Consider the following 14,706-nt stretch of genomic DNA (forward strand, 5'->3'; position numbering starts at 1 on the left):
CCAGCGGGTTTCCAAGCCGGCGCCGGGACGGCGCGGGGGAGCTGACACTCATCGCCCAGGCGATGACCACAACGTGGAGGCCACGATGACCAAAGGAGACCACATGGCCGTAAAGCACATACCCAGGGCACCGCGCCCGGCAGGATTGCCGGGTGCGGCGGGCCTGACGCCCGGGGCGGGGGAGCAGCAGTGAGCGCGATCAGCGAACTGAGTTCCATCAGCCGGCGGAAGGGCAAGGCCACTGCCGAGGAGAAGAAGGCCAACGGCCGCGATAACAAGGCAGCCTATATTTTCCTGTTGCCGTGGTTGGTGGGCCTGGTGGCCATCACTATCGGCCCGATGCTGATGTCGCTGTACCTGTCCTTCACGGACTACAACCTGTTGCAGCCCCCGGAATGGACCGGGGCGGATAACTTCATCCGGATGCTTTCGGATGCGCGGTTGCATAACTCGCTGCGGGTGACGTTCACGTACGTGTTCGTCGGTGTCCCGCTGCAGTTGGCGGTGGCGCTGCTGATCGCGCTGGTGCTGGATAAGGGCCTGCGCGGGTTGCCGTTCTACCGTTCGGTGTTCTACTTGCCGTCCCTGCTGGGTGGTTCGGTTGCGGTGGCCATTCTCTGGAAGCAGATCTTCGGCACCACCGGCCTGGTGAACCAGGTCCTGGCGATGTTCGGCATCCAGGGTCCGGGCTGGATCTCTGATCCCGGGACCGCGCTGGGCTCGATCATCCTGCTGCACGTGTGGACGTTCGGTGCCCCAATGATTATTTTCCTGGCGGGCCTGCGGCAGATCCCGGTGATGTATTACGAGGCCGCGAAGGTCGATGGTGCGTCCACGCTGCAGCAGTTCTGGCGGATCACGATGCCGATGCTGAGCCCGATCATCTTCTTCAACCTTGTCCTGCAGATCATCGGTTCGTTCCAGTCGTTCACGCAGGCGTTCATCGTCTCGGGCGGCAACGGCGGCCCGTCGGATTCGACGATGTTCTTCACGCTGTACCTGTACCAGAAGGGCTTCGGCCAGTTCGATATGGGTTACGCGTCCGCCATGGCGTGGGTGCTGCTGCTCATCATCGGTGTTTTCACCGCCATCAACTTCATCGCTTCTAAGTATTGGGTTTTCTATGACGACTAACCTGGAGACGCTGCCCGACTCGGACAAGAAGTCCGCAGGATCCGGCAAGCCTACGAACCACCGCAAGCCCCGCGAGTCCCGCGGCACCCTGGCCTTCAGCCGGGCGCAGCGGACCAAGTCACTGATGAAGCACGCCATCCTCATCCTCGCCGGCGGCCTGATGATCTACCCGCTGTTGTGGATGGTCGTCTCGTCCCTGCGGCCCAACGAACTGATCTTCCGCGAACCCGGCCTCTGGCTGAACAGCCTGGAGATGAGCAACTACACCTCCGGCTGGTCCGCGCTGACCCACCCGTTCGGCCACTACATGATCAACTCGGCCATCGTGGTGATCGGGTCCATCCTGGGCAACCTGATCTCGTGCTCCATGGCCGCCTACGCGTTCGCCCGGCTGCAGTTCACCGGCAAGAAGCTGTTCTTCGGCATCATGCTGCTGACCATCATGCTCCCGTTCCACGTGGTCATCGTCCCGCAGTACATCCTGTTCTCGCAGATCGGCTGGGTCAACACCTTCTGGCCGCTGCTGGTCCCCAAACTCCTGGCCACGGACGCGTTCTTCGTGTTCCTGATGGTCCAGTTCATCCGCGGTATCCCCAAGGACCTGGACGAAGCCGCCAGGATCGACGGCGCCGGCCACCCCCGGATCTTCCTGCGGGTCATCCTGCCGCTGATGGTCCCGGCCCTGGCCACCACCACCATCTTCACGTTCATCTGGACCTGGAACGACTTCTTCGGCGCCCTGATCTACCTCACGGACCCGGACATGTTCACCGTCCCCGTGGCCCTGCGCGCCTTCGTGGACTCCCAGTCCGCCACCAGCTGGGGCTCACTGTTCGCGATGTCCATCGTGTCCCTGCTCCCGGTCTTCCTCGTCTTCCTCTTCGGCCAACGATTCCTCATCAAAGGCATCGCCACCACCGGCATCAAATAACCACACACGCTTCACGCAGTACCTTCGAACGGCCCGTCCCCTGTGGCGGGCCGTTTCCCCTTGCCTGTGGCGACCCGCTGCTTAATCGAGACAAAAGATCTTGCCCGGACATCTTGTACTACAAGTTAGGCACTTGTAGCATTGCATCTAGAAAGCGTTTTCCCTTATCTGTTCCCGGGCTCCCGGAAACGCCCTTCCGCTCGCATCACAGCACTTACGAACATCATCCCCAGCACCACAGATCAAAGAAGATCGGAGTACCCAGTGCCGCTATTTCCTCGTCCTGCAGCTGCCCGGCAGCCTGCAGAGACCCCTTCCTCCCGCCCGGCCCGCCGCTTCCGCAAGACGGGCGCCGTCGCCGCGGCAGCCGCCGTCGTCATGGCCCTCAGCGCCTGCGGCGGGGGATCCGCCCCGCAGAGTGCCGACGGAACGGTCGAGCTCCGGTTCTCCTGGTGGGGCGGCGATAAGCGTGCCCAGCTGACCCAGGAAGCCATCAAGCAGTTCGAAGCAGAGAACCCCAAGATCAAGATCAAGCCGGAGTTCGGCGACTGGAGCGGGTACTGGGACAAGCTGGCCACCCAGGTGGCCGCCAATGATGCACCGGACATCATCCAGATGGACGAAAAGTACATCACCGAATACTCCAGCCGCGGCGCGCTGCTGGACCTGTCCAAGTACGACATCGACACGTCCAAGCTGGACGAAGCCGCCCTCAACGCCGGCAAGGGCGACGACGGGCTGACGGGCATTCCTGCCGGCATCAACGCCGCCACCATCTTGGCCAACCCCAAGGTGTTCGAGGCTGCCGGTGTTCCGCTGCCGGACGACTCCAAGTGGACCTGGGAAGACTTTGGCCGCATCGCTGCCGAGGTGACTGAGAAGTCGCCCAAGGGCACTTACGGAGCTGCCGCCTACGGCACCGACGAGGCTTCCCTGGGTGTCTGGCTCCGCCAGAACGGCAAGTCCCTCTACACCTCCGACGGCAAGCTCGGCTTTGAGCCCAACGACATCAGCGAATGGTGGGCATTCCTGAAAGAGCTCAGCAAGAACAAGGCAGTACCGTCCGCATCCGAGGTGGTTGAGGCCGAGGCAGCACCGCTGGACCAGAGCGGCCTGGCCACCGGCAAGAACGGGCTGGCATTCTGGTGGTCCAACCAGGCACCCGCCCTTGAAAAGGCATCCGGTGCGGACCTGAAGATCCTGCGGTTCCCCTCCAAGACCGGATCATCTGCCGACGCCGGGCTTTGGTACAAGGCATCCCAGTTTTGGTCCGCATCTTCCCGGACCAAGCACCCTGAGGAAACTGCCAAATTCATCAACTTCCTGGCCAACAACGTCAAGGCCGGCGAGACCCTCCTGGCCGACCGTGGCGTCTACCCCAACTCGGAAGTCCGTGCTGCGATCGAATCCAAGCTGACCCCGGCCGACGTGAAGGTTGTCAAGTTCATTGACCAGATCAAGGGCGAGCTCGGTGAGGCTCCGGCCCCGCCGCCGAAGGGTGCAGGCGCCATCCAGGAGATCATCAAGCGGTACACCTCCGAGGTGCTCTTCGAACGGCTGTCCACTGATGAAGCAGGCAAGAAGGCCGTCGACGAAATGAAGTCGGCCATCAGCAGCTAACCACGCAACAATCAGATTTCACGCCGCCAACACGGCTCTGGGCAGCCTGGCAGGAAGCCTCCTCCGGCCAGGCGTCCGACGGCGGGTGGCAGCTCCGTCCCGGCAGGAACCTTTGGTTTCTCCCGGGACGGAGCTGTTTAAGCCGGGGCTGTCACGGGCGTGCGCTCCCGGGCTTGCCTTGAAAATTCAGTCAGCGTGTTCCTGCGTCAGGGAACGCTGGCTTGGATGACTCGGCCCAGGACTTGGACGGATGGTCGTGGTGGCGGGGGCTTGCCGGGTGTCCGCGCCGGGGCTCGCGCTGTGGCCGTACGTTTGTCCGGGCTGCTGGCGTGGGTGAAGGCCGTCCCGGGAAGCGGTGGTGCGGTGGAGTGGTAGGTGTGGCCGGTGGGGGTTCGGAGCTGAACAGTGTGGCGTGCTCCGGGATTGGAGGCTGCTGCAGCTGACCAGCCGGGGCTTTCTTTGGTGTGGTTGCAGGCTACGCAGAGTCCTTGGCCGTTGGAAGCGGTGGTGTCGCCTCCGTGGTGCCAGGGGCTGATGTGGTCGTGATGGCGGATGGGTGCGTCGCAGTACGGGGTGCGGCAGGTGTCGTCACGGATCTGGAGGAAGCGTTTGAGCCCTGCCGGGAAGAGCCGGGCCTTGGAGTCCAAACCGATGAGCTCCCCGCTGCCGGGAGCGGTGTAGAGCCGCCGGACCCAGACAGCCAGCCCGGAACCGGGCTGATCTCCGGCGACGAGTTCGCGGGCCCATTGGGCCGGGACGATGCCGTACCCGGTGAGCCGGGCGGGTTCGGTGTCGGCTTGGAGGAGGGTCCGGTCGGTCATGACGAGCTGGACCTGGACCCCGCTGATCCCGCCCGAAGTCCCGGTGATCCGTTCAACAAGGGTGTCGGCCATGGCCTGACCCGTCGACCGGCAGTCCCCGGAGGAACGCAGGGTGCCGGCTTCCCTGGTGAGAGCGGCGAAGACCGCCACGCCCTCGGCCACCGGCAGCAGCGCGGTCAGGCGGGCCATGGTGTCCGGCGCCGGGCGCAGGCTGACCGTCCGTCCACCCACCGCGTTGGCGGCCCGCCTGGCTTCGGACGCAGGATCCCGCCGGCACGCGGCGGCCTTGACCGCGGAGATGATGGTCCGGTCCCCGGCACCATCAAAGGCTCCGGTATCGGCGGCGAGCTCCTCATCCACCCCCGCCCGGTCCTCCACGGACAGGCAGATGGTTTCCTTCACGACCAAGGTGGTGCGCCACTCACTCAACCGCCCGGACCGGAACGCCGCGAACGTGCGGGGCATCCCAGTCAAGGCTTTCGCCAGTCCCAGCAGCCGCCCACCCCGGGACGGGGACTCCCGCCGCGCCAGCGCCACCTGAGCCCCCACCCCGGCACCCTGCTCCCCGGCCGGCACACCGGCAGCAGCCTGCTCCCGCCGCTGCGAAGCATCAAAAGCCACAGTGATTTCGGCCTGTCTCGCTGCCGCCACAGCCTTCACATCCTCCAACTGCCGAAGCTGATCAATCATCCCCGCACCATCACCAGCAACCGGCACCACCGCCAAAATCCCCAACGCATCAACCACACTCGGGCCACCATCGCCTGACGAGTGGCCTGTGGCCGGGCGGGGTCCCGGAGGCGAAGGAACACGGGCGGCCGAAGCCGGCACGATGGCCGGCGCGTTGGCCGGCCGGACGAGAGTGGTTTGGGGACTGGCGGACCTGGCGAGGGCAGGAGAAAAAACATGGGCAACAAACGCGTCCCCGGCAGCCGGATGGACGCCGTCAAAGCGCACGGCTTTGGCATGCCCCGCGTCCGCTGCCGCCACACCCGCCGTCTCCATGACCCAAAGTCTTCCAGCACCCACTGTCATTTCCGACGCCCCAAAGCCCTATGTGGAAAACCCCCGGAAGCAGATGCTGCAACCCGAAGCAGAACGACCATGGCCGTCCGGCAGGTGCTGCCATCCGGGACCGGAACGGCTAAGTTCCGGGACGTCCTCGTCCTGCTGCCTTTCTTCGCCGCCCGGCCAGAGAAGCTCGGCGACCGCTTCGGCCAGGGCTTGGATGACAGCCCCGACCGCATCCAGGAACATCGACATGCCGCCACGGTACGGCTGGAGCAGGACGCTGCCAAGAGTCGGTTATGTCCAGGCCTCCGTCCCTGACGCACACGAAAGCAAAACGGCGGCGCCTAAGGAGGCGCCGCCGTCGTACGTAGATAAAGCGAAGGTGCCTAGCCCTCCCTGATCACCGCGATGCTGCCCGCCGGAACGGACCCGCCAAAGGGCTCTCCGGTCAGCAAGTCGGTGCCGGTGGCGGAAACGGCGGCGGACGAGCGGGTGTGGTTGATGGCGAACAGGAAGCCCTGCCCGCCGTCCGAGCGCCGGCGGACCAGCTCAACGCCGGCGTCAGCTGAGGCAAGAGCGGAGACGCCCGATTCGGCAAGCAGCCTGTCCACCAGTGCATCGATGCCGTCGCGGTCGGGGAAGGTGGCGAGATACCAGGCGGCGCCGCTGCCCACGGACTGGCGGGTCAGGGCCGGGACGCCCTCCAGCGGATACTCCGTGAAAGCCTGAACGGTTTCGGCGCCGGCCAGGTGCAGGTGCTCGCTCCACACCGAAGCGATGGTGCCGTCGTCGAGCTTCAGCTGCGACCCGGCCAGCAGCGGGTGGAACTCCTCCACCCGCACGCCAAGGAGGTCCCGGAAAGCTCCCGGATACCCGCCCAGCCTGATGTGGTCCTGCGCGTCCGCGATGCCACTGAAGTAACTGACCAGGACGGTGGTACCGGCAGAAGCTGCCGCGGCGATGTTGGCGGCATCGGCGTCGGACACGGCGTAAAGCGTGCAGACGAGCACCAGGTCGTACCCCTCGAGCGGCGCCGACGGGTGGACGATGTCCACGGAGACGCCCTTCAGGAACAGCGAACGGTGGAACGCCCGCAGCAGGTCCAGGTACTTCACATCGATGCTGGGCTTGGAATCGATCTCGCTGGCCCACCACGCCTCGTAGTCGAACACGATGGCCGCCCGGGACTCCACCCGGGAACCGCGGACCGGTTCAAGCAGCTTCAGCGCCGCCCCCAGGTCCACCACCTCGCGCCACACCCGCGTGTCCCGGCCGCCGTGCGGCACCATGGCGGAGTGGAACTTTTCGGATCCCGCGAAGCTCTGCCGCCACTGGAAGAACATGACGGCGTCCGCGCCGCGGCCCACGTGCGCCAGTGAGTTCCGCAGCATTTCGCCGGGCATTTTCGGCTGGTTGCGGGGCTGCCAGTTGACGGCCGACGTCGAATGTTCCATCAGGATCCACGGGTCACCGCCCGCAATGCCGCGGGTCAGGTCCGCGCTGAACGCGAGTTCAATGTGCCGTTCGGGGTCGGCTGCCACGAGGTAGTGGTCGTTGGCGATGACATCCAGGTCCTTGGCCCAGCCGAAGTAGTCCATCGATTTCGTGGCGCTGGAAGCCATGAGGTTGGTGGTGCAGGGAACGCCCGGGGTCACCTCGCGGAGCACGGCCACGAGTTCACGGTAGTAGTCCATCAGCGCCCAGGAATTGAAGCGCTGGAAGTCCAGCTGCTGCCCGGGGTTCAGTGTGCTGGGGGCAACCGAGGGCGGCAGGATCTCCTCGAACGACGCATAGTTCTGGCTCCAGAAGGCGGTGCCCCAGGACGCGTTGAGGGCGCCGATGGTGCCGTAGCGCCGTTCCAACCAGCGGCGGAAGGCGGCCGCGTCCTCTTCGCCGTAGAACTCGGAAATGTGGCAACCCAGCTCGTTGTCGACGTGCCAGAGCGCCAACGCAGGGTGGTCCTTGTAGCGCTCGGCGAGGACCCGCGTGATGCCCGTGGCGTAGCGCCGGTAGGCGGCCGACGACGGTGTGTAGTGCCGCCGCGAGCCCGGTCCCAGCACGGTTCCGTCAGCCGTGACGGGCAGGATTTCCGGATGCTTGCGGACCAGCCACGCCGGGGGAGCGGCGGTTGCGGTGGCGAGGGCTACCTTGACACCGATCCCTGCGAGGTTGTCGAGTACCTCATCAAGCCAGCCGAAATCGTAGTGGCCTTCAACCGGTTCCAGCAGCGCCCAGGAGAAGATTCCGACGCTCAGGAAGTTCACGCCGGCTTCCTGCATCAGTTCAAGGTCCTCCAGCCGGACGCTCACGGGCCACTGTTCAGGGTTGTAGTCGCCGCCAAATCCAAGGCCTTCGACGTTGCTCCAAACGCTGGCCGGACCGTTTATTTCCTGCGTTGCCATGGGACTCCTATGTCTGCTGAACCGGTGGAACGGGATGGGAAAACCTGCGGATTGGAAAACGCTTGCCCAATTCCCGGAATGCGGATATTGTATCGTTTCAGAAGCCGTGTAAGCCAGCTCACTACTTACGTTGTAGATGAGATCAGGGATTGCACACATTGAGCAAGGAGGCTCCCGTGATCAACAGAAGGCATTTCCTTACAACCGTAGCCGTCGGCACCGCATCTGCCGGCGTCCTGGCGGCCTGCGGAACCGGATCCAGCACCTCAGGACAAACCGGTTCGGCGGACAACCCCGTTACCATCAACTACACCTGGTGGGGCAACGACGACCGCGCCGAGCGCACCCGCAAGGCCATTGCCCTCTTCGAGTCGAAGAACCCGGACATCAAGGTCAACGGCAACTTCACGGACTTTCCCAGCTACTGGCAGAAGCGTGCCACCGAGGCTGCCGGCGGCGGCCTGCCCGACGTCATGCAGTGGGACCTGTCCTACCTGCGGGACTACGGCCAGCGGAACCAGCTCCTGGACCTGGGCACCGTCAAGATCAACACCGACGCCTTTGAAAAGTCCCTGCTGCCCTCCGGCCAGATCAAAGGCAAGACCTACGGCATCCCCACCAGCACCAACGCCTTCGCCGTCTACTACGATCCCGCCAAGCTGGCTTCCCTGGGCATCGCCGAGCCTGACGGCAGCTGGACCTACAAGGAATTCAACACCTTCCTCACCGATGTGGGCAGCAAGAGCAACGGCGCACTGTTCGGCTCCACCGATTACACCGGTGTCTGGTGGATGTTCAACATCTGGCTCCGTCAGAACAACATCGAGGCGTTCAACTCCGAAGGCAAGCTCGGCTTCAGCGAGGATGACCTCAAGAAGTGGTGGAACCTCACCACAGACCTCCGCGGAACGCCGGCCATCATCTCTGAAGAGCGGGTGACCCAGCTCAAGCCCAAGTCGCCCATGGGCTCCAACGCGACTGCCTCCGAAGTCACCTGGGACAACTTCATGGCCGGCTACCTCGGCGACAGTGGAGCGAAGGAACTCAAGCTCGTTCCGGTCCCTTCGGACGACGCAGACAACCTGGGCCTGTTCCTGAAGCCCTCCATGCTGATGGTGGCCAGCGCCAAGACCAAGTTCAAGGACGCAGCCGCCCGGTTCATCGACTTCATGGTCAACGACCCCGAGGTGGGCCAGATCTTCAAGACCTCCCGCGGTGTTCCGGCGTCGAAGACCCAGCGCGACGGCACCACCTTCGAAGGCACGGACAAGCTCGTTGTTGATTACGAGACGTCCATCCAGCAGTACCTCAAGGACGCACCCGAGCCGCCCATCGTCGGCTTCGGCACCCTGGAAGCATCGTTCGGCCGGATCGCCTCGGAACTGAACTACGGCAAGGTGGACGTCAATGGTGCCGCCGACGCCTGGTTCAAGGAAGCCGAAGACCTCATCAAGCAGAATGCCTGATCCAGGCTTCACAACTGACGGACTGAACTCGTGACTCAAAGCCCAACACTGAGCAGGCGTTCGACGCAGACCGCCTCCCCGCAGCCGCGCAAGTCCCGGCGGCGGGGAGTGGATGCCCGCGCCGGCTACACCTTCCTGTTGCCCTGGTTGCTGGGATTCATCGCCCTCACCGTTGGGCCGATGATCTCCTCGCTCTACCTGTCCTTCACCAACTACAACCTGTTCGAGCCGCCCAAGTGGATCGGCCTGGAAAACTACACCACCCTGTTCCAGGACGAACGGTTCCTGCAGTCCGTCGGCGTAACCGTGAGCTACGTGGTCTTCGGTACCCCGCTCAAGCTCGCCGCAGCACTGGCGGTAGCGATGCTGCTCAACAGCAAGCGCCGCGGCCAGGGCTTCTACCGCTCAGCGTTCTACGCCCCGTCCCTGATCGGCGCCTCGGTGTCCATCGCGATCGTGTGGAAAGCGATGTTCGGCGATTCCGGTCCGGTGGACCAGGGCCTGTCCTTCTTCGGCATCAACCTCGGCGGCTGGGTGGGCAACCCGTCCATGACCATGCCGATGTTTATCCTGCTCACGGTGTGGCAGTTCGGCGCACCGATGGTGATCTTCCTCGCCGGCCTCAAGCAGATCCCCAACGAACTCTACGAGGCAGCGTCCATGGACGGCGCGGGGCCGGTACGGAAGTTCTTCAACATCACCTGGCCCATGCTGTCCCCGGTGATCTTCTTCAACCTGCTGATGGAAACCATCCACGCGTTCCAGATCTTCGCCTCGGCCTACATCATCTCCAACGGTGACGGCGGCCCGGCCGGTTCCACCCTCTTCTACACCCTCTACCTGTACCTGCGGGGCTTCAGCGATTTCCGGATGGGCTACGCCTCGGCGATGGCCTGGCTGCTGGTGATCGTGGTCGGCATCATCACCCTGATCTTCTTCCGCACGTCCAAGTCCTGGGTCCACTACAGCGGTGATTCGAAATGACAACCATGGCAACCCCCACCCAGTCCGCCCCGGACGCCGGAACTCCGGTGTACAACCCAAAGTCCGAGTCCGTGGCGGCGAAGCGGGCAAAGAGCACCCTCTTCCACATCGTGGCCCTCGTCCTGACCGGGATCGTGCTGTACCCGGGCCTGTGGATGATCGCCTCGTCGTTCAAGCCAAACTCGGAGATCGGCGGATCCAACACCTCGCTGTGGTCGGAGAACTTCAGCTTTGATAACTTCGCCACCGCCATGGAAGGCATCGGCGGCGTCTCGACGCTCCAGTTCTTCACCAACTCGCTGATCCTGGCGATCGGCGCGGTGGTGGGTACCGTCCTCTCCGCGTCCGTCTCGGCCTACGCGTTCGCCCGGATCAACTTCCCCGGCCGGGGGATCTTCTTCGGCATGATGATCGCCACCTTGCTGCTGCCCTTCCACGTGGTGATCATTCCGCAGTACATCATCTTCCAGCAGCTGGGCCTGGTGGATACCTACATCCCGCTGCTGATCGGCAAGTTCCTCGCCGCCGACGCGTTCTTTGTGTTCCTTATGGTCCAGTTCATGCGCGGCCTGCCCGCTGAACTCGATGAGGCGGCACGGATCGATGGCGCCGGACACGCGCGGATCTTCGGGTCCATCATGCTGCCACTGATGAAACCTGCAATGATTTCCACCTCGATCTTCTCCTTCATCTGGAGCTGGAACGACTTCCTAGGGCCGCTGCTCTACCTGAACACCCCGGAGAAGTACCCGCTTCCCCTGGCGCTGCGCCTCTTCGTGGACCAGACCCAGTCCTCTGACTACGGCGCCATGATCGCGATGTCCGTCCTGGCCCTGCTCCCGGTGCTGATCTTCTTCCTGATCTTCCAGCGCTACATTGTTGAAGGCGTCTCCACCCAGGGCCTCAAGGGCTAACAGGACAAGGGAGCACGACGGAAATGAGCATCATGGACCGCACCACACCAGCATCGAACCACCACGAACCCATCCCGGTGAACCGGTTCGCCCTGTTCTCGGAAACCCTCCTGGCGGGGGTGCTGGTGCTGGTGCTGTCCGTGCCATTGGTGACCATCCCCGCCGCCTACGCGGCGGGGATCGCCCACCTGGAGCGGCACCTCGACGGCCGCGACGATTCCGTCCGCGGCCTGTGGGGGACTTTCAGGGCTGCCCTGCCCGGCAGCTGGAAACTTGGCGCGCTGACGGCCGGAGCCGCCGTCGTCATTGTCCTGAACCTGCTGCTGGCCTGGGTGGGCCAGCTGCCCGGCCGCGAAGTGGTGCTCCCTGCCACCCTGGTCCTGGCCGCCGGCGGTGCCATCCTGCTGCTGCGTACTGCCGCGGCCTGGTCCGATTTCCCGGGTGACCGCGCGCAGGCGAAGGAGCGGTGGACATCCGCGCTCGAAACCGGCAAAGCCATCTCCGTCAAGGACTGGTCCGGATCGGCCCTGCTCGCAGCCGCACTGTTCGGCGCCGCAGTGTTTGTCTGGATGCTCGTGGCGCTCTTCGTGGTGGTGCCGGGCACCCTGATCCTCGCCTCGGCGGCCGTCAAAATCCGCTCCGCCCGCCACGCCTGATCCACGCCACCGGCTCAACCGCACCACCACACCTTCCGCCCCACAACCGAGTTGAGTCAGACGTGCCTTCCGACCGCCCGAATTCCGAGCAGTCCGTCCATCTTTCCCACGACAGCCAACCCCGGTGGTACCAGCCGCTGGCCCGACACAACTACAGGCTCTTCCTGGGCATGCAGGTAGCGGGCAGCGTAGGCGTCTGGATGCAGCGCCTAGCGCAGGACTGGATGGTCCTGCAGCTGACCGGCAGTCCCGCGGCCGTAGGCGTCGCCGTCGCCCTCCAGTTTCTACCCATGCTCATTGTCGGGCCGCTGTCCGGGCTGGTGGTGGACCTGTACCCCAAGCGCCGGATCATGATGGTGTGCCAGTCCGTAATCGTGGTCCTTGCTCTGGGCCTTGCCGCGTGGGTTGCCAGCGGAACCATCACAGTGTGGGCCGTGTATGCGAGTTGCGTCGCCCTGGGCATTACCTCCGCCATCGACGGCCCCGCCCGCCAGGTGTTCGTCAACGAAGTGGTGGGTGACGCGGCCCTGCGTCCAGCTATCGGCCTCAACAACGCCCTCAGCCAGCTTGGCGCCATGGCCGGGCCCGCCCTCAGCGGGGTGCTGATCGCGCAGGCCGGCCCCGCAGCGGCCTTCGCCGCCAACGCCGCCATTGGCGTGCTGGTCCTCGGCCTGATCGCCGCCATCCGTACCGCCGAACTGTTCCCCAGTATTCCCCCCGCCCGGGGCCGCGGACAGCTGCTGGCCGGTTTCGCGTATGTGCGGGAGCGGCCCCGGCTGTTGCTCCTCATCCTGCTGGCGGGCCTGCTGGGCGCCTTCGGCATGAACGGGCCCGTGGTCCTTGCAGCCTTCGCGGAGCGGGTGTGGCACAACGGCGTGGAAGGCTTCGGCCTCTTCAACACCGTCAGTGCCGTGGGCGCGCTTGCCGGTGCCCTGCTCGCGGCCCGGCTCCGGAACATGGGCCGCCGCGGAATTGTGGCCGCGGCCGGCCTGTTCGGACTGTCCCAACTGGTGGCAGCCCTCATGCCCACGCTTCCCCTGTTCATCGCCATGTTGGTGGTGGTGGGACTCATGACACTGCTGTTCCTGACGAGTGCCGCCACGGCCGTCCAGCTCGAAGCCGGCCCCGCCATCCGCGGCCGGGTGATGGCCCTGTACCTGCCGCTGTTGCTGGGCGGGCACGCCCTGGGTGGCCTGCTGGCCGGGTGGCTCACCGAACAGTTTGGCGTCCGCACCGGGCTGGTGGTCACGGGTGGATTGGGGATGCTGTCCGCAGCTGCCATCGGCTTCCTGCTGTGGCGCCACGGCCGGGCTGGGAAGGCCCGGGAAGCCGCGTTGACGGACTCCTGAACAGTCCTTGACGCGTGCGCTGGATCACACCTACGCTGTGGGAAACCGGTTTCTATCGGCCACCAGCATCCCGACGCCAAAGGACAAACGATGATGTTTCGCGCCCGAAAGCCCCTGCTGCCCAAAGCTGCTGCCGTCGCGGCCGTCCTCGCGCTGACGCTGACAGGCTGCGGAGGCTCGCCGCAGGCTTCGGACGGCCCGGTGACCCTGCGCTTCAGCTGGTGGGGCTCGGACACCCGGCACAAAATGACCGAAAAACTGATCGAGGCCTTCGAAGCCGAGAACCCCAACATCAAGGTCAAGGGGGAATACGGCGACTGGAGCGGCTACTGGGACAAGCTGGCCACCCAGGTGGCATCGCAGGATGCCCCGGACATCATCCAGATGGACGCCGCATACCTCGGCGAGTACTCCGGGCGCGGCGCACTGCTGGAGCTTAAGGACGTTGACCTTTCCAAGTTTGACCAGCCTGTGGCTGATTCCGGCAAGGTGGAGGGCAAGCAGTACGCCGTGACCAGTGGCGTCAATGCCATGGTGGTGATGGCGAACCCGGCACTGGTGTCGGCCAGCGGCGTGGCCCTTCCCGATGACAAGACCTGGACCTGGGATCAGCTGGACAGCACGGCTGCCGCGATCACCCAGGCCAGTGGCGGAAAGGTGTACGGCACCGGCCAGGTCAATTCCGACGCCGCGGCCAACCTGTGGTTCCGGCAGCACGGAAAATCACTGTTCACCGGCGACGGCAAGCTCGGATTCGATGAGTCGGACCTGGCCGAATGGTACGAATACCAGGCCAAGATGCGGGACTCCAAAGCGGTCCCGCCGGCATCGGTCATCACCGAAGACGCCACCGCCTCGATTGACCAGCAGGGGCTTTCCACGGGCAAGTTCGCCATGAACATGTACTGGTCAAACCAGCTGGGCGCCCTCAGCAAGGCCTCAGGGCAGGACCTGGAAATCCGCCGTCCGCCGAGCGTGGACGGCAAGGCAGCGGATGCACAGCAGTTCTATAAGTCGTCCATGTTCTGGTCCGCCAGCTCACGGACCAAGCACCCGGCCGAGGCGCAGAAGTTCATTGACTTCGTGACCAACAACGCCAAGGCCGGCGAGATCGGGCTGGCAGACCGCGGCATTCCCGCAAACTCGGATATCCGTGCGGCCGTGGTGTCCAAGCTGACCCCGGCCGACGCCAAAACAGCAAAGTTCATCGACGAGATCTCCAGCGAACTGGGCGGCGCCGTTCCGGTTCCGCCGGCCGGAGGCAGTGCCGCGGTGGAAGCCTTGACCCGCTACTCCCTGGAAGTGCACTTCAACAGGCTGTCGCCCCAGGAGGCCGCGAAGAAGGCCCTGGACGAAGCGAAGAGCGCGCTGCTCTGACGGGGGTTGAGCCCCGTTTCGGCGGGGCTCAACCAGCGGGA

General features: G+C 64.7%; 12 protein-coding genes. 10 read left to right on the plus strand and 2 right to left on the minus strand.

Going from position 1 to position 14,706, the window contains the following annotated elements; all coding sequences use genetic code 11:
* Nucleotides 1–189 precede the first annotated feature (189 nt).
* The 3 genes from ACFV4R_RS05970 (at nucleotide 190) to ACFV4R_RS05980 (ending at nucleotide 3,685) form a co-directional block, all read left to right on the plus strand.
* The gene (locus ACFV4R_RS05970) at nucleotides 190–1,134 is read left to right on the plus strand and encodes a carbohydrate ABC transporter permease (protein ID WP_268156156.1); all 945 of its coding nucleotides are present in this window, start codon (nucleotides 190–192) and stop codon (nucleotides 1,132–1,134) included.
* Nucleotides 1,124–2,065 (plus strand): carbohydrate ABC transporter permease, encoded by a 942-nt coding sequence (locus ACFV4R_RS05975; protein ID WP_377201482.1) that lies wholly within the window; start codon nucleotides 1,124–1,126, stop codon nucleotides 2,063–2,065. The genes ACFV4R_RS05970 and ACFV4R_RS05975 overlap by 11 nt, the downstream gene beginning before the upstream one ends.
* A gap of 264 nt (nucleotides 2,066–2,329) precedes the next feature.
* Nucleotides 2,330–3,685 carry an ABC transporter substrate-binding protein gene (locus ACFV4R_RS05980; protein WP_377201481.1) on the plus strand — a complete coding sequence of 452 codons (1,356 nt, stop codon included), beginning with the start codon at nucleotides 2,330–2,332 and terminating at the stop codon, nucleotides 3,683–3,685.
* Between the two features lie 206 nt (nucleotides 3,686–3,891).
* On the opposite strand, the gene ACFV4R_RS05985 is transcribed toward ACFV4R_RS05980, so the two are convergent.
* Nucleotides 3,892–5,196, minus strand: a complete 1,305-nt coding sequence (locus ACFV4R_RS05985; RefSeq protein WP_377201480.1) for an HNH endonuclease — start codon at nucleotides 5,194–5,196, stop codon at nucleotides 3,892–3,894.
* 414 nt (nucleotides 5,197–5,610) lie between these two features.
* Between ACFV4R_RS05985 and ACFV4R_RS05990 the strand changes: the two genes are divergently transcribed.
* Complete coding sequence (locus ACFV4R_RS05990; RefSeq protein ID WP_377201479.1) at nucleotides 5,611–5,835, plus strand: hypothetical protein; 225 nt, start codon at nucleotides 5,611–5,613, stop codon at nucleotides 5,833–5,835.
* Nucleotides 5,836–5,903: 68 nt separating this feature from the next.
* Here the strand turns inward: ACFV4R_RS05990 and ACFV4R_RS05995 are convergent, their stop codons facing one another.
* Nucleotides 5,904–7,919, minus strand: a complete 2,016-nt coding sequence (locus ACFV4R_RS05995; protein ID WP_377201478.1) for a beta-galactosidase — start codon at nucleotides 7,917–7,919, stop codon at nucleotides 5,904–5,906.
* Nucleotides 7,920–8,095: 176 nt separating this feature from the next.
* On the opposite strand from ACFV4R_RS05995, the gene ACFV4R_RS06000 reads away from it, so the two are divergent.
* The 6 genes from ACFV4R_RS06000 to ACFV4R_RS06025 all read left to right on the plus strand — a co-directional run bounded on the left by ACFV4R_RS06000 (nucleotide 8,096) and on the right by ACFV4R_RS06025 (nucleotide 14,665).
* Nucleotides 8,096–9,385, plus strand: a complete 1,290-nt coding sequence (locus ACFV4R_RS06000) for an ABC transporter substrate-binding protein (RefSeq protein ID WP_377201477.1) — start codon at nucleotides 8,096–8,098, stop codon at nucleotides 9,383–9,385.
* Nucleotides 9,386–9,415: 30 nt separating this feature from the next.
* Nucleotides 9,416–10,369 (plus strand): carbohydrate ABC transporter permease, encoded by a 954-nt coding sequence (locus ACFV4R_RS06005; protein ID WP_377201476.1) that lies wholly within the window; start codon nucleotides 9,416–9,418, stop codon nucleotides 10,367–10,369.
* Entirely contained in the window at nucleotides 10,366–11,283 is a 918-nt protein-coding gene (locus ACFV4R_RS06010) for a carbohydrate ABC transporter permease (RefSeq protein WP_377201475.1), read from the plus strand. The genes ACFV4R_RS06005 and ACFV4R_RS06010 overlap by 4 nt, the downstream gene beginning before the upstream one ends.
* A 23-nt stretch (nucleotides 11,284–11,306) precedes the next feature.
* Nucleotides 11,307–11,939 (plus strand): Poxvirus protein I5, encoded by a 633-nt coding sequence (locus tag ACFV4R_RS06015; RefSeq protein ID WP_377201474.1) that lies wholly within the window; start codon nucleotides 11,307–11,309, stop codon nucleotides 11,937–11,939.
* Between the two features lie 62 nt (nucleotides 11,940–12,001).
* A complete protein-coding gene (locus ACFV4R_RS06020) occupies nucleotides 12,002–13,288 on the plus strand; it encodes an MFS transporter (RefSeq protein WP_377201473.1) in 1,287 nt (428 codons plus the stop codon).
* Nucleotides 13,289–13,378: 90 nt separating this feature from the next.
* Nucleotides 13,379–14,665 carry an ABC transporter substrate-binding protein gene (locus tag ACFV4R_RS06025; protein ID WP_377201472.1) on the plus strand — a complete coding sequence of 429 codons (1,287 nt, stop codon included), beginning with the start codon at nucleotides 13,379–13,381 and terminating at the stop codon, nucleotides 14,663–14,665.
* Nucleotides 14,666–14,706: the final 41 nt, after the last annotated feature.

It is taken from the genome of Pseudarthrobacter sp. NPDC059871 (assembly GCF_042731175.1).
In the GTDB taxonomy this organism is placed as follows: domain Bacteria; phylum Actinomycetota; class Actinomycetes; order Actinomycetales; family Micrococcaceae; genus Arthrobacter.

Excerpts from the sequence above, each read along its gene's own strand:
- ACFV4R_RS05975 (WP_377201482.1), top strand. The coding sequence starts at position 1,124 with ATGACGACTAACCTGGAGACGCTGCCCGACTCGGACAAGAAGTCCGCA.
- ACFV4R_RS05985 (WP_377201480.1), bottom strand. The coding sequence starts at position 5,196 with ATGATTGATCAGCTTCGGCAGTTGGAGGATGTGAAGGCTGTGGCGGCA.
- ACFV4R_RS05990 (WP_377201479.1), top strand. The coding sequence starts at position 5,611 with ATGGCCGTCCGGCAGGTGCTGCCATCCGGGACCGGAACGGCTAAGTTC.
- ACFV4R_RS05995 (WP_377201478.1), bottom strand. The coding sequence starts at position 7,919 with ATGGCAACGCAGGAAATAAACGGTCCGGCCAGCGTTTGGAGCAACGTC.
- ACFV4R_RS06010 (WP_377201475.1), top strand. The coding sequence starts at position 10,366 with ATGACAACCATGGCAACCCCCACCCAGTCCGCCCCGGACGCCGGAACT.
- ACFV4R_RS06015 (WP_377201474.1), top strand. The coding sequence starts at position 11,307 with ATGAGCATCATGGACCGCACCACACCAGCATCGAACCACCACGAACCC.
- ACFV4R_RS06025 (WP_377201472.1), top strand. The coding sequence starts at position 13,379 with ATGATGTTTCGCGCCCGAAAGCCCCTGCTGCCCAAAGCTGCTGCCGTC.